This window comes from Ferruginibacter sp. (assembly GCF_014377975.1).
GTDB lineage: Bacteria > Bacteroidota > Bacteroidia > Chitinophagales > Chitinophagaceae > Ferruginibacter.
The window spans coordinates 1-22,828 of the sequence record NZ_JACMOO010000404.1 but is presented as its reverse complement, the minus strand read 5'-3'; the positions used below and the strand labels follow the sequence as shown (position 1 = coordinate 22,828).

The 22,828-nt window shown below is 37.5% G+C and carries 18 protein-coding genes and 1 pseudogene; 9 read left to right on the top strand and 10 right to left on the bottom strand.

Going from position 1 to position 22,828, the window contains the following annotated elements:
* The coding region (mutL, locus tag H7254_RS19845; RefSeq protein ID WP_301934634.1) for a DNA mismatch repair endonuclease MutL at window positions 1-1,855 on the bottom strand (1,855 nt) is incomplete at its 3' end.
* Between the two features lie 49 nt (window positions 1,856-1,904).
* Window positions 1,905-2,441, bottom strand: coding sequence for a Uma2 family endonuclease (locus tag H7254_RS19840; RefSeq protein ID WP_301934633.1), 537 nt, complete (start codon window positions 2,439-2,441; stop codon window positions 1,905-1,907).
* 74 nt (window positions 2,442-2,515) lie between these two features.
* On the opposite strand from H7254_RS19840, the gene H7254_RS19835 reads away from it, so the two are divergent.
* Window positions 2,516-5,476 (top strand): glycoside hydrolase family 3 N-terminal domain-containing protein, encoded by a 2,961-nt coding sequence (locus H7254_RS19835; RefSeq protein ID WP_301934632.1) that lies wholly within the window; start codon window positions 2,516-2,518, stop codon window positions 5,474-5,476.
* A gap of 57 nt (window positions 5,477-5,533) precedes the next feature.
* Window positions 5,534-6,157 (top strand): transposase, encoded by a 624-nt coding sequence (locus H7254_RS19830; protein WP_301934631.1) that lies wholly within the window; start codon window positions 5,534-5,536, stop codon window positions 6,155-6,157.
* A gap of 55 nt (window positions 6,158-6,212) precedes the next feature.
* On the opposite strand, the gene H7254_RS19825 is transcribed toward H7254_RS19830, so the two are convergent.
* Both H7254_RS19825 and H7254_RS19820 read right to left on the bottom strand, forming a co-directional pair.
* Entirely contained in the window at window positions 6,213-6,458 is a 246-nt protein-coding gene (locus H7254_RS19825; protein WP_301934630.1) for a DUF6814 family protein, read from the bottom strand.
* Between the two features lie 10 nt (window positions 6,459-6,468).
* A complete protein-coding gene (locus tag H7254_RS19820; protein ID WP_301934629.1) occupies window positions 6,469-8,049 on the bottom strand; it encodes an MFS transporter in 1,581 nt (526 codons plus the stop codon).
* Window positions 8,050-8,156: 107 nt separating this feature from the next.
* Between H7254_RS19820 and acs the strand changes: the two genes are divergently transcribed.
* On the top strand, window positions 8,157-10,094 hold the full coding sequence (gene acs, locus H7254_RS19815) for an acetate--CoA ligase (RefSeq protein WP_301934628.1): 1,938 nt from the start codon (window positions 8,157-8,159) through the stop codon (window positions 10,092-10,094).
* A 63-nt stretch (window positions 10,095-10,157) separates the two neighbouring features.
* Here the strand turns inward: acs and H7254_RS19810 are convergent, their stop codons facing one another.
* Window positions 10,158-13,091 carry a pitrilysin family protein gene (locus tag H7254_RS19810; RefSeq protein ID WP_301934627.1) on the bottom strand — a complete coding sequence of 978 codons (2,934 nt, stop codon included), beginning with the start codon at window positions 13,089-13,091 and terminating at the stop codon, window positions 10,158-10,160.
* A 110-nt stretch (window positions 13,092-13,201) separates the two neighbouring features.
* On the opposite strand from H7254_RS19810, the gene H7254_RS19805 reads away from it, so the two are divergent.
* Together H7254_RS19805 and H7254_RS19800 are read left to right on the top strand one after the other, a co-directional pair.
* Window positions 13,202-14,140 carry an alpha/beta hydrolase gene (locus H7254_RS19805; RefSeq protein ID WP_301934626.1) on the top strand — a complete coding sequence of 313 codons (939 nt, stop codon included), beginning with the start codon at window positions 13,202-13,204 and terminating at the stop codon, window positions 14,138-14,140.
* 7 nt (window positions 14,141-14,147) lie between these two features.
* Complete coding sequence (locus H7254_RS19800) at window positions 14,148-15,389, top strand: S-adenosylmethionine:tRNA ribosyltransferase-isomerase (RefSeq protein ID WP_301934625.1); 1,242 nt, start codon at window positions 14,148-14,150, stop codon at window positions 15,387-15,389.
* 44 nt (window positions 15,390-15,433) lie between these two features.
* Here H7254_RS19800 and H7254_RS19795 read toward each other — a convergent pair whose 3' ends face one another.
* The 5 genes from H7254_RS19795 to H7254_RS19775 all read right to left on the bottom strand — a co-directional run bounded on the left by H7254_RS19795 (window position 15,434) and on the right by H7254_RS19775 (window position 19,036).
* Window positions 15,434-16,027: a murein L,D-transpeptidase family protein gene (locus tag H7254_RS19795; protein WP_301934624.1), complete on the bottom strand. Its 594-nt coding sequence runs from the start codon at window positions 16,025-16,027 to the stop codon at window positions 15,434-15,436.
* A 152-nt stretch (window positions 16,028-16,179) separates the two neighbouring features.
* Window positions 16,180-17,094 carry a hypothetical protein gene (locus H7254_RS19790; protein WP_301934623.1) on the bottom strand — a complete coding sequence of 305 codons (915 nt, stop codon included), beginning with the start codon at window positions 17,092-17,094 and terminating at the stop codon, window positions 16,180-16,182.
* Between the two features lie 16 nt (window positions 17,095-17,110).
* Entirely contained in the window at window positions 17,111-18,205 is a 1,095-nt protein-coding gene (locus H7254_RS19785) for a hypothetical protein (RefSeq protein WP_301934622.1), read from the bottom strand.
* Between the two features lie 62 nt (window positions 18,206-18,267).
* Window positions 18,268-18,753 carry an RNA polymerase sigma factor gene (locus H7254_RS19780; RefSeq protein ID WP_301934621.1) on the bottom strand — a complete coding sequence of 162 codons (486 nt, stop codon included), beginning with the start codon at window positions 18,751-18,753 and terminating at the stop codon, window positions 18,268-18,270.
* Window positions 18,754-18,847: 94 nt separating this feature from the next.
* On the bottom strand, window positions 18,848-19,036 hold the full coding sequence (locus H7254_RS19775) for a hypothetical protein (RefSeq protein WP_301934620.1): 189 nt from the start codon (window positions 19,034-19,036) through the stop codon (window positions 18,848-18,850).
* Window positions 19,037-19,256: 220 nt separating this feature from the next.
* Here H7254_RS19775 and kbl point away from each other — a divergent pair, with 220 nt between their 5' ends.
* The 4 genes and pseudogenes from kbl to H7254_RS19755 form a co-directional block, all read left to right on the top strand.
* Complete coding sequence (kbl, locus tag H7254_RS19770) at window positions 19,257-20,453, top strand: glycine C-acetyltransferase (protein ID WP_301934619.1); 1,197 nt, start codon at window positions 19,257-19,259, stop codon at window positions 20,451-20,453.
* 39 nt (window positions 20,454-20,492) lie between these two features.
* On the top strand, window positions 20,493-21,869 hold the full coding sequence (locus tag H7254_RS19765; protein ID WP_301934618.1) for a LutB/LldF family L-lactate oxidation iron-sulfur protein: 1,377 nt from the start codon (window positions 20,493-20,495) through the stop codon (window positions 21,867-21,869).
* A 267-nt stretch (window positions 21,870-22,136) separates the two neighbouring features.
* Window positions 22,137-22,439: pseudogene (locus tag H7254_RS19760) on the top strand (hypothetical protein); the annotation flags it as partial.
* Window positions 22,439-22,828: hypothetical protein (locus tag H7254_RS19755; RefSeq protein WP_301934616.1), on the top strand; the 390-nt coding region annotated here is incomplete at its 3' end. The pseudogene H7254_RS19760 and the gene H7254_RS19755, both read left to right, overlap by 1 nt.

The window sequence follows — 22,828 nt, the reverse complement described above, 5'->3', positions numbered from 1 at the left end:
TTTTATCCAATTCCTTCTTTTTAAATACAGTGTAAGTTGGCTTGCCATTGGGCGTAATGTTAGGTGCATTGCAGGCAAACAAATCTTCTACCAGCATTTTCATTTCCTTATGTGTTAGGTTTGTGCCTGCTTTAATGGCCTGCTGCCACGCAAGTGACCGGAATAATTTTTCTCTTTTACTGTATTTTAAATCGGCACTAAAATGTTTAAACTGCTCTAGCATTTTTTCTATCGCCATTTTTTCATTGCCCTGATCTACGTCTGCCGGTGTGCCTTGTATTACAAAAGTATTGTTGCCAAAGGGCTCCAGGTGATAACCCAGTAAATGCAGTTCTGGTAACAGTTCGGTTACGGTCACCATGTCCATAGCTGTTAGTTCTATGGTTATTGGAAAAAGATTTTGCTGAATAGCAATTGGTTTTCCTTCCACTGCTTTAATAAAACGTTCGTACAAAATTCTTTCATGTGCATTTTGCTGATGAATTACTAAAAAGCCGGGATCGTTTTGTGCAATAATGTAGGTTTGGTGCAACTGTGTTAGATGATCCGGCGCTATTGCGGGCTGAACTATAAAAGATTGCAGGCTTACAAAACCAGGTTCCTGCCGTAAAGATGCCGGCCCTACTGTTTCACTGGCAGATGTTTTATTCAAAACGCCCGATTCTCCTTTAGCCGGTTCATACAAATCTTTCCAGTGTTTTAACTCACTTTTATTTTCAATAAAATGGGCCTGGTTTTTTTGAATAAACGTGTTGTATAAAGAGGAGGATGCAGCAGAAGATTTTCTTTCTTCAGTAAAAGGTTTGCTTACTGCATCTAAATGCTGAATAGAGGAGTCCAGCTCAAAATCCAATGTAGGGGTAATGCTAAATTGGGCCAGCGCATGTTTAACGGCACTTTTTACAAAAGCATAAATGATCTTCTCATCTTCAAATTTTATTTCCTGCTTGGTAGGATGCACATTGATATCGATCTGTGATGGATCTAAATCAATAAACAAGGTGTACATCGGAAAGCTGTCTTTTGCAATCATTTCATCAAAAGCACCCATCACTGCATGGTTGAGATAAGCACTTTTTATAAAACGGTTGTTCACAAAAAAATACTGATCGCCTCTGTTTTTTTTTGCCGTTTCGGGTTTCCCCACAAAACCATAAATATTCATGTAATCGCTTTGTTCCTGCACACTCACAAGTTTGGCATTGTAATTATTACCCAATATTTGTACTATGCGTTGTTTTAAAGAACCGCTTTCTAAATGAAAAACCTGCTGACCGTTACTGGTTAAAGAAAAGAAGATATCAGAAAATGCTATGGCCACCCTGATAAATTCATCCACAATATGGCGTAATTCAGATGGATTACTTTTTAAAAAATTTCTACGGGCAGGTACATTAAAAAATAAATTCTTCATGGCAATGCTGGTCCCTTGCTGCATAGCTACCGGTTCCTGCTTTTTTACCACACTGTTATCTATTTCAATATAAGTACCTGTGATATCTTCTGCCTTTTTTGATTTCAGTTCTACCTGAGATACGGCAGCAATACTGGCTAATGCTTCTCCTCTAAACCCCATGGTTTTAATATGAAACAGGTCGTCAATATTTTTTATTTTAGAAGTAGCATGCCTTTCAAAACTCATCCGGGCATCTGTTTCGCTCATCCCTTTACCATTATCAATTACCTGTATCAGGGCTTTGCCTGCATCGTTTACAATCAGTTTAATTTCTGTGGCGCCGGCATCTACGGCATTTTCCAGTAATTCTTTTACAGCACTGGCAGGACGCTGAATTACTTCACCTGCAGCAATTTGATTGGCAATATTATCGGGTAATAACTGAATGATGTCGGGCAAAATTTCTTCTTTGTTTTTTTGTAAAAATACGTAGATAATAGTAGATAGATTACTCCCAAATATCAAGGAGATTCACATCTACTGTACAATTATCGTGGAGAATAAAATGATACATTTCCGGGTTTACGGAGACGGGCTCGTATTGGGTATTGATGTATTCGTATATTTCTAATTTTTTAAACTGTGGATCAGCGATCAGGTAATATTTTACTTTTTGCGATTGATACAATTCCATTTTTTCACCACGATCTTTACCAGCAGTAGATGGTGATAATGTCTCCACAATCAATACAGGCGGAAAATCCAGAAACTTTTTTTCTATTTTTTCGCATACAATCAATAAGTCGGGTTGCACAATGGTATCTTCTTTTATTTTCCAGTCTAATGGCTGAAACAATTTACAATTTTTGCAATTTTTTAATGCTTTTACAAATTCAAAATTTAGCAATACACTTACTCTTTGATGTTCCGGTATTGATGCCGGACTCATTGCATAAGGCATACCTTCAATTAATTCCCAACGACCTTCCCATTGGCAATAATCTTCATAAGTATAATAAGGACGGTATTTTGCTGCAATTGACATAGCGTAAAGTTAAAAATAATTTTGAAGCCATGTCTATTGAAATGTGTTTAATTTGTATTACTTATCTATTTATTATGAGAAAAATATATTTCCTGTTTATTATGTTACAATTAGGTTGTGTTGTGGGAAAAGCTCAAACCGGTTTACATCATTCATCTACTGCACAACACTGGGCAGACAGTGTTTTTAATAGTTTAACACCCGATCAGCGCATTGCACAATTAATGATTCTGCGTTTATCTGCCTACGACTTTAAAAATAAAATCCCCATTTATTATGATAGCGCCGTAGCTGAAGCTATAAAAAAATACAATGTAGGCGGTATCTGTCCGTTTCAAGGAAATCCAGTGGAATTGGCTAACATCATCAACAAATTGCAACAAATTGCACAAACACCACTGATGACCTGTATTGATGCTGAATGGGGTATCGGAATGCGCCTGTTTGATAGCGTAACCGCCTTGCCGCACCAGATGATGCTGGGTGCCGTACAGGATGCAACAATTGTTCACCAATATGGTAAAGTAGTGGGAGAACAGTGCAGCCGCTTAGGCATTAATGTTAACTATGCACCTGTAGTGGATATTAATAACAATCCCAATAACCCCGTTATTAACGACCGCAGTTTTGGGGAAGACAAATACAAAGTAGCATTGTATGGTATTAAATATATGCAGGGGTTGCAGGAATCTGGCGTGATGGCCTGTGCCAAACATTTTCCCGGGCATGGCGATGTCTCGGTAGATTCTCATTTTGATCTTCCGGTAATTAATAAAACCATGGCGCAACTGGATTCCCTGGAGTTATATCCTTTTAGGGAAATATTTAAAGCGGGTATTGGTAGTGTGATGGTAGCACATTTATACATCCCGGTAATTGACAGTACACCCAACAGGGCAACTTCTATTTCGCAAAAAAATGTAGCAGGCCTGATGCGTAATACAATAGGATTTCAGGGATTGACATTTACTGATGCGTTGGAAATGCAGGGCGTACAAAAGTACTTTCCCGGTGGAGCAGCTTCTGTACAAGCATTGATTGCGGGCAATGATATGCTTTGCCTGCCGGGCAATGTAGATTCAACCATACAGAAAATAAAAGACGCCATCGAAAACAAGGAGCTAAGCTGGCAGGATATTGAACTGCATTGCAAAAGGGTGTTAATGGCAAAATACCAGTATGGAGGAGGGCATTTTGAACCAATTAATACCACTAACATAACTGCTGATTTAAACAAGGAAGTGCCTTCTATGAAAAAGCTGGTGGCAGAAAATGCCATTACAGTATTGAAAAAAACAAGCGACAATTTTTTTCCTTTAGTTGCGGATAAAAAAAATCCCACAACGGATATTGCCTACATTGCTATTGGCATCAACACTGATAATGCTTTCGCTAAAAGAATGCGTACCGATTACAATGCAGCAGTATTTTATTTTGATTATAAGGCTGATCCTATCAGGGTTTTATCAACGGTAGCTTTAATAAAAAGCAGGTTTAAAAAAGTGGTCATCGGCATCCATAATTATAGCCGCACGCCAGCCAATAATTTTGGTCTAACCCCCGCTGCCATTGATCTGGCAACACAGTTGCAACAGGAAACCAACAGCATCAGTTTTGTATTTGGCAATCCATATGCCATCAAAAACTTTTGTGCTGCAAAAAATATTGTAGCCTGTTACGAAGATGATGAGTACACCCAACTTGCAGCCATTGATCTTTTGCAGGGCAAAATCACTGCAAAGGGAAAATTGCCGGTCACGGTTTGTGAAGCTTATCCATTTGGTAGCGGTATCATTACGGCTGCAGGTATTTTACCAATTGCAGATCCGGCAGCAGTTGGGCTTGACATTACAAAACTAAACAGCATAGATTCCATAGCAAACAATGCCATCAGCAAAGGTGCTACACCAGGTTGTGTGGTACTGGTAGTTAAAGATGGAAAGATTGCATTCCAAAAAGCATACGGCCATTTTAATTATGACAATGCAGCACCGGTTACAACAGAATCTGTGTATGACATGGCTTCCGTTACTAAAATATGCGCCACTACTATTTCTATCATGAAATTGTATGAGCAGGGTAAAATTGATCTGAAAAAGGAATTGGGCGATTACTTGCCCATGGTAAAGGGCAGTAATAAAGAACATCTTTTAATAGAAAACATTTTGCTGCACCAGGCGGGACTTGTTGCCTTTATTCCATTTTACCGGCAGGCGATTGATACTGTTACAGGTATTCCCTTTCCGAAATATTTTGTGCATCAGCAAAGCGATTCTTTCAATATAAGAGTAGCGGAAAATTTATTTATGCGCAACGATTACAGGGATTCGTTATACCACAAAATTTTACAAAGTCCGCTGGGGCTAACTGGTAAATATATTTACAGCGACAATGATTTTATTTTTTTAGGCAAAGTAGTGGAAGCCATCAGTGGTCTGCCATTGAATGAGTATGTTAAAAAAGAATTTTATCAGCCATTGGGATTAACCTCTGCCGGTTTTAAGCCTCGAGAATATTTGCCATTGAACCGCATAGCCCCTACAGAAAACGAGAAGGTTTTCCGCATGGAATTGATACAGGGAGATGTGCATGATCCAGGTGCTGCTATGTTCGGTGGCGTTGCCGGCCATGCAGGTTTATTCAGCAGTGCGTACGATATTGCAGTGATCATGCAAATGCTGCTGAACGGAGGCGAAATAAACGGCACCCGTTATTTTAAAAAAGCAACAGTTGATCTGTTTACAGCTTATCACAGTACCATCAGCCGCAGAGCTTATGGTTTTGATAAACCGGAGAAGGATAATGCTACCAGTGTGGAGCCATATCCTTGCCTAAGTGCATCACCACTCAGTTTCGGCCATACTGGCTTTACCGGAACCTGTACCTGGGCCGACCCTGAAAAAAAATTAGTATATGTGTTTTTAAGTAACAGGGTTACACCCGTAGGAGACAATCCATTGCTTGGAAAATTGAATGTTCGGCCTTCTATTCATGAAGTAATTTATAAAGCAATGATAGGAACATCGGTAAAATAATTTTACAACTTTGCCAATTGAGAGAAGTAACAACTTGCAACTATATAAAATTAGAACATGTCTTACAATCCCAACATACACCATCGCAGAAGTATTCGTCTGAAAGAGTATGATTATTCGCAGGCAGGTTTGTATTTTGTAACAATCTGTTGCCAGAACAGGATACATCGTTTCGGAAAAATTGTAAACGATGAAATGATATTGAATGAATACGGAAGGATTGGATATGAGGAATGGTTAAAATTATCAGAACGGTTTACAAATTTTGAATTGGATGTTTTTCAAATAATGCCCAACCACCTGCACGGGATTATGATGTTGACCAACACGGTTGGGGCAGGGTTCACCCCTGCCCAAAATGCTGCCCAAAATGCTGCCCAAAATGCGGATACGCAAAATGAAATTTTGATTGATCATATTGGGGCAGGGATGAACCCTGCCCCTACCAATATAACGGTTGGCAATATGGTGGGTGCATATAAATCGTTGGTGGCAAATAAATGTTTGGATATTTTTAAATTGAAATGGGCGGACGTTAATCCAATCCCACAGATGGGAAAATTATGGCAACGTAATTATTATGAACACATTATACGCAACGAACAATCTTATCATACTATTTCAAATTATATTATCAATAATCCATCAAAATGGAATGATGATAAATTTTTTACAAATTAAAAAATGGATAAGATATTCTGAAAATGCTCTCGATAAATTTTACATCCTAATCAATTTACACTTCATTAGAAGTTTCGGGTAATTTATCATATTCCCCCTTTACAGAATAGAATCCAAAGATCATTAACCCAATGGCAATTGGTGTAAAGATGGCAATGATTATTATCCATGGTATAGGCTTATTAATATCCTTTGTACCGGCACTGTCAATATTGTGCACTGCACCCATTACCAGAAAATAGATTACTACCGGTGCAAGTATCATCCACAAAACACCCATTACTTTTTTCAACTGATTCATATAAATAATTTTAGTCCAATATATTTTTATCTTTCTTATTGGGCAGGTAAAATACACCAATCACAAAACACAATGCAGCTACTCCAATCGGATACCAAAGCCCTACCAATGGATCATTTGCATAACTGGCAGAAAGTAAAGTAGCAATAAAAGGAACCAAACCACCAAACACACCGTTACCAATATGATAAGGCAAACTCATTGAAGTGTACCTTATTTTAGTAGGAAATAGTTCTACTAAAAAAGCAGCAATTGGTGCATAGGCCATCGTTACAAAAAGGATCATAGAAAATACCAAAAAGATAAATTTCCATTTTAGTGGGGTTGAAAGAATTTTATCTGAATAAACAGGAGTACCAACCTGCTTTGAAATTACTTTCCACATGTTATCTGCTTTTACCTGTATGGTATCTTTGAAGGTTTTTGAAAATTGATTTCCACCGTATGTATATATGCTTTTTACTTGTTGGATAAACAAAATAGTTCCTTCATTTCTTTTTACAGTATCATTTTTTAATACAAAATCTTTGTCAGCGAAACTCAATATTTTATTGGGGTGTTCTTCTTCTAACTTTTCCATCCACACTTTCGCATCCGCATCCTTCAACATCATTCCAAATATGGGTCTGTAAAAAATCACCCCCAGCAACATGCCCGTTAGCATAATCCATTTTCTGCCAATTTTATCACTCAAAGCTCCAAATACCAAAAAGAAAGGTGTGGCCAAACCAATGCCCCATAACAAAATTTCCCTGTTTTGCATAAACTCAATCTTCACGGTATTCTCTAAAAAAGATTGGGCGTAAAATTGTCCGGTGTACCATATTACCCCTTGTCCCATTACAGCTCCAAACAATGCCAGCAGCACCATTTTAAAATTTGCTTTGTGGCCAAAACTTTCCTTCAATGGATTAACAGATGTCTTCCCTTCTTTTTTTAATTTAGAAAAGATGGGTGATTCACTCATCTTTAACCGGATATAAATAGAAACACCAACCAGTAAAATAGATATCCAGAAGGGATAACGCCATCCACCCCATTCAGCCGTAAACGCCGCCTCAGACATATTTGATTTTACAGCCATGATAACACCCAGAGCCACAAACAAACCCAGCGTAGCAGTGGTTTGTATCCAACTGGTGTAATAGCCTCTTCTGTTTGCAGGTGAATGTTCTGCAACATAAGTAGCAGCCCCGCCGTACTCGCCTCCCAAAGCAAGCCCTTGTATTAAACGCAACAACAACACCAGTAAAGGTGCGGCTATGCCAATGGAGCGATAACCTGGTATCAAACCAATTAAAAAAGTAGATCCACCCATTAAAACAAGGGTTAATAAAAACGTAGATTTTCTGCCAATCATATCTCCCAGCCTTCCAAAAACCAGCGCCCCAAACGGACGTACTAAAAACCCCGCTGCAAAAATGGCCAATGTGCTCAGCAATGCTGCGGTATCGTTTCCTTCTGGAAAAAATTGAACGGAGATTGTTTTAGCAAGCATCCCAAAAATATAAAAATCATACCATTCAATTAAGGTACCGAGGGAGGAAGAAAAAATTACTTTGCCAATTCCTTTAGATGAAGTTGATACCATATATTTTATTGAGCGTTTCAATCAATCGTTTGTTGAAATTTATTAGCATAAATATATTAATTTGAGAACGAATACAAATTATTAGTTTCTAAATTTTTATTATTGTCATGTCATACCCATATCAAATTACTTCATTAGAGCAATACCATATCGATTATAAAAAAAGTGTAGATGATCCTGAAAGTTTTTGGGGTGATGTTGCAGGAAATTTTCTTTGGAAAAAGAAATGGGACAGTGTACTAAATTGGAATTTTACCGAACCAAAAATAGAATGGTTTAAAGGCGGCAAATTGAACATTACTGAAAATTGTATTGATCGCCACCTTGCTACAATGGCTGATAAACCTGCCTTCATTTGGGAGCCAAATAATCCTGAAGAAAGAGTAAGAACAGTTACCTACGCCCGTTTACACAAAAGGGTTTGCCAGTTTGCACAGGTATTAAAAAATAATGGCGTAAAAAAAGGCGACCGTGTTTGTATTTATATGGGCATGGTGCCAGAGTTAGCATATGCGGTATTGGGCTGTGCAAGAATTGGTGCCGTACACAGCGTAATTTTTGGCGGCTTTAGTGCTCAAAGTATTGCCGACAGACTTGATGATGCAGGTGCAGAATTTATTGTAACCTGCGATGGTGCTTACCGTGGCGAAAAAGTAATTCCTTTAAAAAATGTAATTGACGATGCATTGATAGGAAATAAGACCATTAAAAAGGTGATTGTTTATACAAGAACAAGAACACCTGTAAGTATGATAAAAGGCCGTGATGTTTGGTGGGAAGATGAAATGGAATATGCCGAAGGGCAAATAGAGAAAGATGGAGTGGTTTCTTTTCCGGCAGAAGAAATGAATGCAGAAGACCCGCTGTTTATTTTATATACCTCCGGCAGCACAGGTAAGCCCAAAGGTGTGGTGCATACAGTGGCTGGTTACATGATTTGGACGGCGTACACATTTGTAAATGTGTTTCAATACAAGCCCGGGCAGGTACATTTTTGCACCGCAGATATTGGTTGGATTACAGGGCACAGCTATATTGTTTATGGGCCGCTGGCAGCAGGCGCAACATCATTGATATTTGAAGGTATCCCCACCTGGCCGGATGCAGGCAGATTTTGGGATGTGGTAGATAAACACCAGGTGAATATTTTGTACACAGCCCCCACTGCCATCAGAAGTTTAATGGGCTTTGGATTAGATCCATTAAAAGGAAAAGATTTATCCTCTTTAAAAATACTGGGAACCGTTGGTGAACCCATCAATGAAGAAGCGTGGCATTGGTACAATGAACACATCGGCAAAAAGAAATGCCCGATCGTAGATACCTGGTGGCAGACAGAAACTGCCGGTGTATTAATTTCTAATCTTGCAGGTATCACTCCTGCAAAAGCAAGCTGGGCCACGTTGCCCATGCCCGGTGTGCAACCAATTTTGGTAGATGAAAATGGAAATGAGGTAACAGAAAAAGATGAGCATGGTTTGCTGAAAGGCAACCTTTGTATTAAAGCTCCGTGGCCCGGCATACTTAGAACCACTTATGGCGATCATGAACGCTGCCGCACTAATTATTTTGCCAGTTACCCAAATTTATATTTTACTGGTGATGGTGCGTTGAAAAATGAGGAAGGGTTTTACCGCATTACCGGCCGTGTAGATGATGTGTTAAATGTAAGCGGTCACCGTATTGGAACTGCCGAAGTAGAAAACGCCATCAACATGCACGCCGGTGTGGTGGAGAGTGCCGTGGTAGGTTATCCGCACGACATTAAAGGACAGGGCATTTATGCTTTTGTTATTTATAATGGCCATCATGGCGATGAAAACATGAGAAGAAAAGATATTTTACAAACCGTTACCAGGGTAATTGGCGCCATTGCCAAACCTGATAAAATTCAGTTTGTAACCGGTCTTCCTAAAACACGTAGCGGTAAAATTATGCGCCGCATTTTAAGAAAGATTGCGGAAGGAGAAACAGAAAACCTTGGTGATATTTCGACTTTGCTTGAACCGGGTGTGGTAGAAGAAATTAAAAATGGAAAAGTATAAAAAAGTGATTTAACAAAAGCGCCTCTTATAAAGAGGCGCTTTTTATTAACTATAATAATTTGCTTAATACCCAAAAATTTCCTCCAAACTCAATTTCTTAACCTCACCATATTTTTTCATATCATCATCACTCACTTTTTTGTTTGATGCTACTACGCAATAAGTATAAGGCTTATGAGCAATGTAACTGGTATGAAATTTTTTCAATTCTTCATAACCAATCTTGTCAACTACTGCGTATGTTTTTTTACGGATATCATAATCCAAGCCCATGCGCTGTGCTGTCAGGTAATCGAAAATAATACCGTCTTGTGTAATGCGGCCTGTTTCAATATCTTTTTTAATGCCCGCCTTTGCAAATTTTATATTCTCTACTACATTGGGTAGGTCGTTCAGCAATTCGTTCATCGCTACAATAGATTCATTAAATTTATCTGCCTGGCAACCTACATAAGCCAGTGTGTAAAAAGGATTTTCTTTTTTATCTGGCTTGGCATAAAAAGCAAAAGTAGAATAGGCAAGTGCTTTCGATTCCCGGATGGTTTGGAATACAAGTGCACCCATTCCTCCACCAAAATAATTATTAAAAATATCAATCACCGGCTCATCAGCAGGGTTGTAAGTATTGGTGTTTCTAACCCACCTGATTTCTGATTGCACCATATTGTAATCGGCAAATAACACCTGACTTTTATTTTGCACCGCATTTACGAAATTGGTTTTTGCCGGTGCTGGTTTAAAGGTTGTTGGTATAGTGTGCAATTGTTTTAAACCTGCCGTTAACGGCACCAATACCTGCGGCCCGTAAAAAATAATTTTATGAGAATAGCTGTTCAGGTTATGTAAAATATCCATCAATTCTGCAGAGCCTGCATTGGTAAGTTCAGCATCACTTAAAGTGTAGTTAAAGGGATTTTTATCGCCAAAGCGGGCATACGCAACAAGGCCGCTCATAATGGCCCCCTTGTTTAGTTTTGCATCCGTTCTTGATTTTGCAATACGTGCCTTCAATGCTGTTAACGCAGTTTCATCCGCCACACAATTTTTTAACAGACCTTCAAAAAGCGTAACCGCTTTTGTAAAATTTTCCTGTAACCCTTCAATATTTACTGTTGTAAACTCGGCGCTTGCACCCACAGAAAAACTACAGGCTATTTTATAAAATGCTTTGGTAATGTCTTCAGCGCTCATTTTACCGGTTCCTAAAAATTGCAGATATTGTGCTGCCAGGCCTAATTTTTTATTATTCCAGGTACCCATATCAAATCGGTACTGTAACCTGAAAATAGAATTGTCCTTATTCTGCACATACAATACTTCTGCCGGGCCAATCTTACTTTTTTGCAGGTCTTTTGTGAAATCAAGAAACACAGGTTTTACTGCTGTTGCAGGCATGTTGTTTACAGCTTTTACAAATGTTGATTGAGCATCCCGGTTTGTTTCAACCGGCGTAATAGCAGGCTTATCAACCTTTATAATATTTTTATCATCGCCCTTACGTTTAAAAATAACCAGGTAATTTTCCTGAAAATATTTATTGGCAAAAGCAATGATGTCTTTTTTTGTAAGTTTAGATAACTGGTCGGTGTACGCTACCTGGTCTTTCCAGTCCAATTCCGAAGTAAAGGCATCCATTAAATCACTGGCTCTTGAACTATAAGATTCGCTGGCCAGTATTTTATTTTTCTTTTGGTTGTTGATGATGGAAGTGATGAGGTTATCATCAAAATTTCCCTTTTTAAGATTCGCTATTTCGCCCAGCATCAATGCTTTTACTTCTTCCAGTGTTTGCCCCTGTGTAGGCGTACCCTGCATAAAGAGTACACCATAATCAATCAGTGTAAAAGCTGAAGCGGATGCTCTTAACAGTTTTTGTTTTTTCACCAGGTTAAGATCCATCAACCCAGCCTTACCGTTGGTTAATATCTGTCCAACAAGATCTGCAAGTAAAACGTCTTTAGATTTATTGCCTGGCAACCGGTAGCCAATCGTAATATTTTCTGCATCCGGACCCACTACTTCTTCCGTAATAGGAGCTGTAATGGGTTGCTCGGCATCAAATCTATAGGCAGGTAACGGTTTGTTTTGCATGTATGCAAACCCTGCGTCTATTTTTTTTATCATTGCATCGGCATCAAAATCACCCGACATAATTACACCCATATTATTGGGAACATAATAGGTATTGAAATACTTTCTTATCTCCAGCAATGACGGATTTTTTAAATGCTCAATTGTGCCGATGGTAGTCTGCCTTCCGTAATTATTATTTTTAAATAAGCCGGCAAATAATTTTTCAAATACCTTTCTGCCATCATTATCCAAGCCACGGTTCTTCTCTTCATAAACCGCCTCAAGCTCTGTGTGAAATATCCTGAATTGTGGGTTGCGGAATCTTTCTGCCTGCACCGCTAAATATTTATCTGTTGCATTTGCAGGCACATCATCGGTGTACACGGTTTGTTCAAAAGAGGTAAAGGCGTTGGTGCCCTGTGCTCCCATTGAAGACATCATTTTATCATACTCATTGGCAATGGCATAAGTAGCCGCTTTGCCCGAAACAGAATCTATATTGTGATAAATTGTTTTGCGTTTTACCGTATCAGTTGTATGGTTGTATTCCTCATACAACGCATCTATTTTATCCAGCTCAGGTTTTTCCTTTATCCAGTCTAAAGAGCCAAATTTATCCGTACCCTTAAACAACATGTGCTCCAGGTAATGAGCCAGACCGGTATGGTCCGCCGGGTCAGTTTTACTGCCTGCTTTGGTAGCAATGTAACATTGTATGCGGGGATCTTTATTGGTGGTACTTAAAATTACAGTGAGCCCGTTTTTTAAAGTGTAGAACCTTGCTTTTGCAGGATCGTTCGTTACATACTTGTAGGTATACCCAGCACTGGTAGCTTCTTTCCATTGATGGGGAACTATTTGCGAAAAAACGGTACTGCCAACAAAGAGGAAACACAGTAAAAGGGACTGTTTAATAATTTGCATAAAAAATAATTTTATAACTAATAAAATGAGCCTTAAAATTACAGCATAAATGTTTTAAAAGATTTACCATTTAAAACAATCCTACATTTACCTTTTTAAAAAAATAATAAATGAACCGATTAATAAAACTCCTTTGCCGCAGCCTTTTGATTGTGTTTATTCTCATTAATATCATTACTGCATTTCATGCATATAAATTCATGCATTTTTTTGATGCTGGTGAAATAACAATAAAGCTGGATAAAAACGGGTGGGATAAAACAGGTGAAATATTATTCGGCATTAATGTAACAAAAAGCCACGACACCATAGTTGCAGATTCCAGTTTTGAAACCATTTACCTTACAACAAAAGACAATTTAAAACTGGAAGGCTGGTATTTAAAATCAGACACCGTTGTTAAAGGAACTATAGTAATGTTTCATGGCCATGGAAGCACAAAATCTGCCATAATGAAAGAATCAGCAGCGTTCAGAAAAATGGGGTACAATACATTTCTTCTTGATTTTAGAGCGCATGGCAATAGTGAAGGAAACACTACTACCATTGGTTATGCTGAAACTGAAGATGTTGAACTGGCCTATAACTATATACATAATAAGGGAGAAAAAAATATTGTATTATGGGGCATATCCATGGGTGCCGCTGCCATAACAAAAGCCGTCAATGATTATCCCCTGCAACCCAACAAAATCATTTTAGAAATGCCTTATGGATCTATTTTAAAAGCTGCAGAAGGCAGAATAAAAATGATGAATTTACCTGGCGAGCCATTGGCAACACTGATTACTTTTTGGGGAGGAGCCGAACATGGCTTTTGGGGCTTTGGTATGAAGCCAACTGAATTTGCAAAAAAAATTAACTGCCCCGTTTTATTGCAGTGGGGTAAGGATGATCCACGGGTTACAAGGGATGAAATAGATATGATTTATGCCAACATTACTACACCCAAAAAATTAGTGGTATATGATACAGCAGGGCATGAATCTTTGTGTAAAAAAGAAAATGATAAATGGACCACTGAAGTAGAAACCTTTTTGAAAAACTAATTATTGCATGCATCCAAAAGACATAGCTATTGCTAATTACACTTATATTTTACCTGATGAAAAAATTGCCGCTTTTCCATTGGCAAACAGGGATGCTTCTAAATTATTGATTTATAAAGAAAGGATTATCAGGGAAGATAACTATCAAAATATAGCGGCATATTTACCCGAAAATAGCCTACTCATTTTTAATGATACTAAAGTAATTCCTGCAAGGATTCTATTTCAAAAACTAACAGGCGGAATCATCGAAATTTTTTGCCTGGAACCTTACGAAGCTATAAATGAATATAGTTCTGTGATGAATAAAAAACAGCGGGTTCGTTGGAAATGTATGATTGGTGGAGCCGGTAAATGGAAAGAAGGATCACTGGTTAAAAGGTTTAGTAGCAATCAATCAGTAACAGAACTTAAGGTTAGCCTGGTTGAAAAATTATCCGATGCATATGTTGTTGAAATGGAGTGGCAGCCTGCACATTTAAGTTTTGCAGAAGTGATTGTACAAATGGGAGATATCCCTTTGCCTCCTTATATTAAACGTAAGACGGAAGCGGCTGACAAAGAAAGATACCAGACAATTTATGCTGCTTATGATGGTTCAGTAGCTGCTCCAACTGCCGGATTGCATTTTACAGAACCAGTCTTTACATCACTAAAAGCAAAAAATATAGCCACTGATTTTGTAACACTGCACGTAGGAGCCGGAACTTTTAAACCTGTAAAAGCCAGCATCATGCAGCACCACGAAATGCATGCAGAATGGATGGATGTTACCAAAGAAACTATAAGGAATATTGTTAAAAATATTGACAATAATATTACCGCAGTTGGCACTACATCTTTGCGTACAATTGAAAGTTTGTATTGGATGGGTGTAAAAGCAACATTATTTCCTGAAGCTACTTTGGAAAATCTGGCAATCCATCAATGGGATGTGTATGAAGAACCACTTGCATCAAGCGATTTTTCAGCAAAAGAATCTTTGATTTTTTTGCTGAATTGGATGGATAAAAATAACTGTGAAAGGCTTATTGCGAAAACACAAATATTGATTGCGCCCGGGTATCATTTTAAAATTGTAAAAGCAATCATTACTAATTTTCACCAACCACAATCTACTTTATTATTACTTGTAGCTGCCGCTGTAGGCAAAGGATGGAGAAACATTTATGACTATGCGTTGGAAAATGATTTCAGGTTTTTGAGTTATGGGGATGGTAGCTTGCTTTTTATACATTCTAACTCTTAAAAGATGATAACAAACCCCTTTCAATAGTAGTGTAAAAAAATTTTTTATGGCTGTATTGTAACGGGTGTTCCAACTGGTATATAACTAAACAAATCTTTCATCTCGGTATATTTTACAGACACACAGCCATCTGTCCAGTTGTAAAAATTATCTATTGTCCATTCTTCTTCCGGCCTTGTTGCATGTATGGCAATGCCATCGCCAATTCGGGCATTTTTTGGTATTAGACCTTTTTGCTTGCGCTCATTAAATCTTTGATAGCTGACATCATTGGGATAATTTAATAATAACTCAGGGCCCCATTTTGGATGTATCTTTTTTAAGGTTACTTTAAAACTGCCATTAGGTGTTTTTCTATCCCCTTCCTTCATCTTATCGCCTAAATCTTTTCCTCCAAAAACTACCGGATAAGTTGCAAACCAGCCATCTTCATCGTACACTTTTAATTCATAATCACTTTTATCAACAATTATGTAATAAGGGTTATCAACGCTTTCTGGCGGAATGACTTTTTTTATTACTTTAACAGGGGTAGCCTTTTTTGCTACTTTTCTCTTTTTGTTTTTGCCAGGTACAAAAGCAATCAGTAAAAAAAGCGTACATACAGTTAAAAAAGTAATCCCCATTTTTTTATACATACAACTATTTATTTTGATAACACTATTCAAACGACATGCCACGCAATATTATTTTAAATAACGGTGAAACATTAACAAAAGAATGTTAATGTAGAAAAATAAATGCCATCCTGTAAGGGATGGCATATAATAAATTATAAGGGATAATTATATTACCAATTGCTTAACCGAATCCCCAAAGTATAAGCCCGCATATCTAATCCTTTTTCAAAAATTGAATTAGGGCTATAAGAACCATACAGCCTGACAGGGCCAAGACCAATTTCTGCTATATAAGAAAATTTAAATTGCTCTAAGTCGTAATCGCCCTTATTTTTTTGTTTGCCTCTTTGGTTGCTTACCTGCTTGTTACGCTGGCTATACAAATAACCTGCACTAACACCAACACTTACACTTATTCCCCTATTGTGATCACCAGAATTGCTGCTAAAGTTCAGCATTATTGGCACTGTTAAATAATCAGCGGCCAGTTTGTTTTTTGAAAAACTGATTGAGTCTCTTATTACATAAGCGTTAGGTATTGCTGCGGTAGAGCTATATGGCGAAAAGCCTGGTTCTTTAAAAGAAATGTCAGAACGAAAACGGTAATTATTTAACTCAAGCCCTAAACCATATTTTAAGTTAACATGATGCTTGATCAAATTGAGTCGTTGCATAAAAAACCAAATATTTACGTCAATACTTTTAGCAGCTTTCAATTTAAAATCGCTGGCACCTAATGGAAAATTACTGTTAGGAGCATTTACAAGTGATTGGCCTACAGTGGCGGCAGCGTAATTGGTCTTATCTGAATAATTAGCAAATCCAAAATCTATAATACCCCAGTTGGTACTGATGTTCGATAATTTTTTATGGCGGTTTCTTCCCATGTTGATCTTTGTATTTCGTGAGTTGGATTCAACATGATTGCCCCCGTTTTTAATGATCACAATATTTCCAATACGGATAGTATCATTCTTCTCTTCCGGTAATTTAATAGTATTTGATTTAGCGGCGGAGGTGTCAATTTGTGCGGTGGCTGTTGTGCATACAAATGCCAGTACCATTAGTGTAAATAGCTTGTTCATTTTTTCGTTTTTAAAATTATTGAATGGCAAATTCGAAATTGGCAACTTTTACGTTATTGTCGCCGCTTTTCATTTTAGTGTTGCGTTCTAATACACGTTTTGCTTTGCGGAGAAAACCACCCAATTTAGATTTTTTGGGTTCATCGTCTGAAAGTGTAAAACGATCTTCTTTATTGTGATCACTGTTATCGTTAAAAACGGCGGTGTAAGCATTATTATTTATTTCTACCGATTTAGTTTGGGTGTCTGTATTAGCAGGAATATTTGTATTTATTTGTTGCATTTCTTGTGTTACGCTGGCAACATTATTATTGTTACTTTCTTTGTTGTTAAGTTTTTCAAAATAAGGTTTTGGCAGATTATTGTCGGGTTTGATATTTATTTTTTGTTCTTTCACCAATGCTTTATTCTCCTCTTGCGGTAAAGTTGCTTGTTGCTTAACTTGTACAGATGCCTGCATAGATTTTTTGACAATAGTTTGCACAGGTATTGGTTGTTGTGTTGTAGCAGTAATAGCTGTTTCAATTAAGGGTTGTTTTTTCGGCATATTTTTTATTGTACCGGCTGGCTTATCACCTTTAGTTAAAGCAACTCCTTTATCGTCAACTTTGTTACTGGTATTAAAATATACTGCCGTACCCCAAATACCAAATCCAATAAAAACCGCAGCGGCAGCTACTCTCCACCAACCAAACGGGATAACACGGTTGTTTTCTTTTCTGTACAAAGATTGTTTATTAGCAAAAATAATATTGGTATCAGCTAATAATTTTGTTAGTTGTAATACTTTTAATTCTGTGGTAATGTTTTCATCATTAAACATTGCCAATTCAAACGCTTGCCTTTCCTTTTTATTTAACTCCTCATCTATATACAATAATAAATTTTCCTCTGTTGCTGCTGAAATTTTTTCAGGCTTTAGCAGACTGCTTTTAAAGTTGAAAGTAATGTTATCTACAGGCATAATACTTTGTTGCAACATGTCCAGTTCTTTCTGCAGATCTGCATTCTCCTTTACAAATAATTCAAGGGCTTTTCTTTCTGTTACACACAATTCATTATCTACATACAGTAAAAAAAATAATTCGTAATTATGTCGGTTAATGTTCATTGTTTTCAATTTTAATAAAACTCATTGCACTCAAATTCATCTTTTCAAACCATGTAAAAAATTTAAATAACATTCTCGGGTTTTACAATATATTCTCTTAAAATTAGCCTTGCCCGGTGCAAATACACTTTCACCTGGCTTTGGTTTAATCCCGTAATGTCAGCAATTTCCTGGTAACTATACCCTTCATAATCTTTTAGCATTACCAAACTTTTCTGAATATCGTTTAATTTATTTAAGGCTTCATTTAATACCCTTTTGGTATCATGTTGTTGCCTGTTGGTTACCTTAACTTCTTCCTTAAATTCTTCTCTTAAACTAATGCGTTTATTTTTTCTGATATGGTCAATCATTTGATGATAGGCCACGGTAAACAAATAACTTTTACACCTGTCATTATCTACCTGCTGCCTGTTGATCCACATTTTTTCAAACGCACCTTGTAACACATCCTGTGCGTCCGCTTCCTGCCCAAGGTTTTTAAGAATAAAGCGGTACACATTATCGGCGTACAAGTTTACACACTGGTTATACTCTCTTTCCGTCATAAAGCATTAGGTGCCTGGTTAATAGATTTGGTTAATTGGTTGCCTGTTTGTTATACGGTTGACCGAAATGAAAAGTTACAAAATAAAAAATTATTTATGCTTTAGTGCGCAACATTGATTGCGACATGATACCCCAAGGAGAGAAAAGCTCGTTTTCTACAAGTTGTTGGCAACATTTTACCGGCAATGAAGAAGGAATAATTTTATCCGAAGAAAATACCAATATACTTACCGAGCTTGTTGCAAGTGCAATTAATAACATGGCGGATTTTTTTATTAACATAATACGGTTGTTTTGTAAGGTGATACGAAACTAAAAGTAAAAAGTTACAGGACTAAATAATAAATGTTAAACTTTTATTATTTAGTATACTGATTGTTCAATGAGTTGCTTACTTAATTTTGCTATATCCCTACAAATACAAAGTAATAAGCTGTTAGAAAGTATTTTTACAATACTCTTTGATAACCCAATTTTATCAACTTTTTTAAAATACGGATTTATGAACCAAGGTTTTGTACAAAGAATCGCCACCGAACTTTCTGCTATTGAAAGTGCCGGCCTGGCAAAAAAAGAACGTATCATCACCAGCGAACAGGGCGCTGAAATTATAGTGAACGGCAAAACGGTTTTAAACTTTTGCGCCAATAATTACCTAGGCCTTTCGGCCCATCCAAAAGTAACGGCTGCGGCAAAAAAGTATATCGACTCTCATGGCTTTGGTATGAGCAGTGTACGTTTTATTTGCGGCACACAGGATATCCATAAGGAACTGGAAAAAAAAATCGCTGATTTTTTAGGTACAGAAGATACCATTTTATATGCGGCTGCTTTTGACGCCAACGGTGGTTTGTTTGAACCTTTATTTAACGAAGAAGATGCCATCATTAGCGATGCATTGAACCATGCTTCAATTATTGATGGCGTTCGTTTGTGTAAGGCACAGCGTTACCGGTATGAACACAATAATATGGCCGACCTGGAAATGAAACTAAAAGAAAGTGCTCATTTGCGTAGCAGGGTAATTGTGACTGATGGCTCTTTCAGTATGGATGGAACTATAGCACAATTAGATAAAATTTGTGACCTTGCCGACCAGTACAATGCCATAGTAATGATTGATGAATGCCACAGCAGTGGTTTCCTTGGTAAAACAGGCAGGGGCACCCATGAACATCGTGGCGTAATGGGCTGCATTGATATTATAACCGGCACTTTAGGCAAAGCGCTTGGCGGTGCCAGTGGCGGATTTACCAGCGGCAAGAAGGCGATCATTGAAATGTTGCGTCAGCGAAGCCGTCCTTATTTGTTCAGCAATACACTGGCACCAAGTATTGTCGGCGCATCCATTGCCGTACTTGATCTGCTTAGCGAAACAACGGAGTTGAGGGATAAATTAGCTTACAATACCCAATACTTTAGAACAAAAATGACAGAAGCTGGTTTTGATATCAAGCCCGGCGAACATCCGATTGTACCCATTATGTTATATGATGCAGTGGTGGCACAAAACTTTGCCGCCCACTTATTGGAAGAAGGTATTTATGTGATTGGATTTTTCTTTCCTGTGGTGGCCAAAGGGCAGGCACGCATAAGGGTACAGTTAAGTGCAGCACATGAGCAACCACATTTGGACAAAGCCATTGCTGCTTTTACAAAAGTGGGGAAAGTATTGGGGGTGTTGGCTTCAACTCTTTAGTAAGAATATTTTAAACTGGATAGCAATATAAAATTAACCATGTCAGAAAACGCACAAACCTTTATTGCCAAAAGCACCATTAAAGCGGCAGACCTGGATCACCGTCGAAAAATTAATTTTAATATTGGCAGGTATAATGCCGTGGTGCCGAAAGGGAAAGAGCAATTTGCAGATATAGACCTGGCGAAGGAACGGGCTAAAAATATTAAATGGCGTGCCATTGAAACACTTGACCAGCAATTGGAAACCTTTGAGTTGAATTTTACAAAACGAGGTGGCAAAGTTATTTGGGCAGAAGATTCTCAACAGGCCATTGATGCAATACTCAATATCTGCAAAGCAAAAAACTGCAAACAACTGGTCAAAAGTAAGAGCATGGCCACCGAAGAGATTCACCTGAATGATGCACTGCAAAAAAATGGTATTGAAAGCGTAGAAACCGATTTGGGTGAATATATTCAACAGCTTGATGGAGAAGCACCCTACCATATTGTTACACCTGCCATGCATAAAAGTAAGGAGGATGTGGCAAAACTATTTAATGAAAAACTAGGTACCCCCATAAATTATACACCAGAGCAATTAACCCAGGTGGCTCGTAAAATTTTACGTAAAAAATATACCGATGCCCAAGTAGGTGTAACCGGTGCTAATTTTATAATAAGTGATATTGGCGGTATAGCCGTTACCGAAAATGAGGGCAATGCAAGGTTAAGCTGCGCCTTTCCTAAAACACATATTGTTATTGTTGGCATAGAAAAAGTGATTCCCTCCATAACAGACCTGGCCTTGTTTTGGCCAATGCTTTCCACTTTTGGTACCGGGCAAAAAATTACAGTGTACAACACTATTATTACAGGGCCAAAGCAGGCCAATGAAATTGATGGACCGGAAGAAATGTATGTGATTTTATTGGATAATGGCAGGACAACTATTTTAAAAAATCCTGCACAACGGCAAAGTTTATATTGCATCCGGTGTGGTGCCTGTTTAAATGTTTGCCCTGTATATAAAAATATTGGTGGGCATGCCTATGGTGTCACTTACAGCGGACCAATTGGAAGTGTGATTACGCCCAACCTACAGGGCATGAAGGATTTTAAGCATTTAAGCTTTGCATCTTCCCTTTGCGGTGCCTGCACAGAAGTGTGCCCAGTAAAAATAAACCTTCATGAATTGCTACTGGAAAACCGGCGTGAATCTGTTGAGGAAGGACTTACAACTTTGAGCGAAAAAATATCCTGGAAACTTTGGAAAATGGCCAGTCTTAAAAGGGCATTGATGAATATAGGGAATGGGAATATAAAAAGCAACGTGGTAAACAGTTTGTTTAAAGGATGGGTCAAACACCGCAGCAGCCTTAATTTTAGCCCAAAAACATTTAATGAAATGTGGAAGGAGCGGCTAAACAAGTAATTTTTTGGTATATTTGATTAGAAGAAAAAAGTAATAGAACATAAAAAATTTAAGACCTTATAGGAGTACTTTGCTTATGAAAAAAAAGTGAAGTAAAACATGAATATTATTTTGAAAATTTAATTAAAATGGCAGGCACTTCATTTTTGCACAATCTAATCATCGACAATTTATTTTTGCTAGGAACATGTTTTTAAAAGATAAGAGTGAACGCATTTTTATGGAAGGCTTTAAAGTATTTATTAAAAAAGAGAATATTTTTTTTATCCGGATGTACTGGTTGCTTTACCGGAGCAACATGAATATAATTATACACAGCCGGTTCTTATTGCAGAAGTATTAGGTGAACGCACCCGCAAATTTGATATGGTTGATAAATTCAGCCAAAAACAAAAACCGGATACTTTACAATATTATTTATTGGTAGAGTTAGAAAAACAAATGATCATCACGTATAAAAAAACAACGGATTTGAACTGGCAAGCATTTACTCATAATAACCTTTCAGATATTGTGGACCTGCCACAACTCAATATCAGTATTACATTGAAAGAAATTTACCAAGCTTAATGAAGCTGCTTTTATACTCCCAAACAAATACCCCCCGTTTACGGTACACCTGTAATTTTATTTTTAAAGAATTAATGGGTATTAAGTTTGCTATTACCAGTAATGATGAAGAGTTTAAAGAATATAATGATGTAAAAATAAATTACAGCAACCACTCAATTTGCAAAAAGGAATTCCATATTTCATCTATTGATTTATTATTTCAACAAAATAAAACACCGCAAATAATTGATTGTTTTGAAATAAATGATCATAAAGCCTTTTTTAAAACAGCCAACGCTGACCTTCCCTTTGATATTTTTGCAGCTTCCTTTTATTTGCTCAGCCGTTACGAAGAATACTTGCCACACCAAAAAGATATGTATGGCAGGTATGCACATGAAAATTCA

Coding starts and splice junctions, on each gene's coding strand:
- H7254_RS19835 (WP_301934632.1), top strand. CDS start 2,516: ATGAGAAAAATATATTTCCTGTTTATTATGTTACAATTAGGTTGTGTT.
- H7254_RS19840 (WP_301934633.1), bottom strand. CDS start 2,441: ATGTCAATTGCAGCAAAATACCGTCCTTATTATACTTATGAAGATTAT.
- H7254_RS19795 (WP_301934624.1), bottom strand. CDS start 16,027: ATGTATAAAAAAATGGGGATTACTTTTTTAACTGTATGTACGCTTTTT.
- H7254_RS19830 (WP_301934631.1), top strand. CDS start 5,534: ATGTCTTACAATCCCAACATACACCATCGCAGAAGTATTCGTCTGAAA.
- H7254_RS19825 (WP_301934630.1), bottom strand. CDS start 6,458: ATGAATCAGTTGAAAAAAGTAATGGGTGTTTTGTGGATGATACTTGCA.
- H7254_RS19810 (WP_301934627.1), bottom strand. CDS start 13,091: ATGCAAATTATTAAACAGTCCCTTTTACTGTGTTTCCTCTTTGTTGGC.
- H7254_RS19800 (WP_301934625.1), top strand. CDS start 14,148: ATGCATCCAAAAGACATAGCTATTGCTAATTACACTTATATTTTACCT.
- H7254_RS19780 (WP_301934621.1), bottom strand. CDS start 18,753: ATGACGGAAAGAGAGTATAACCAGTGTGTAAACTTGTACGCCGATAAT.
- H7254_RS19765 (WP_301934618.1), top strand. CDS start 20,493: ATGTCAGAAAACGCACAAACCTTTATTGCCAAAAGCACCATTAAAGCG.
- H7254_RS19820 (WP_301934629.1), bottom strand. CDS start 8,049: ATGGTATCAACTTCATCTAAAGGAATTGGCAAAGTAATTTTTTCTTCC.
- H7254_RS19785 (WP_301934622.1), bottom strand. CDS start 18,205: ATGAACATTAACCGACATAATTACGAATTATTTTTTTTACTGTATGTA.
- H7254_RS19790 (WP_301934623.1), bottom strand. CDS start 17,094: ATGAACAAGCTATTTACACTAATGGTACTGGCATTTGTATGCACAACA.
- kbl (WP_301934619.1), top strand. CDS start 19,257: ATGAACCAAGGTTTTGTACAAAGAATCGCCACCGAACTTTCTGCTATT.
- H7254_RS19775 (WP_301934620.1), bottom strand. CDS start 19,036: ATGTTAATAAAAAAATCCGCCATGTTATTAATTGCACTTGCAACAAGC.
- acs (WP_301934628.1), top strand. CDS start 8,157: ATGTCATACCCATATCAAATTACTTCATTAGAGCAATACCATATCGAT.
- H7254_RS19805 (WP_301934626.1), top strand. CDS start 13,202: ATGAACCGATTAATAAAACTCCTTTGCCGCAGCCTTTTGATTGTGTTT.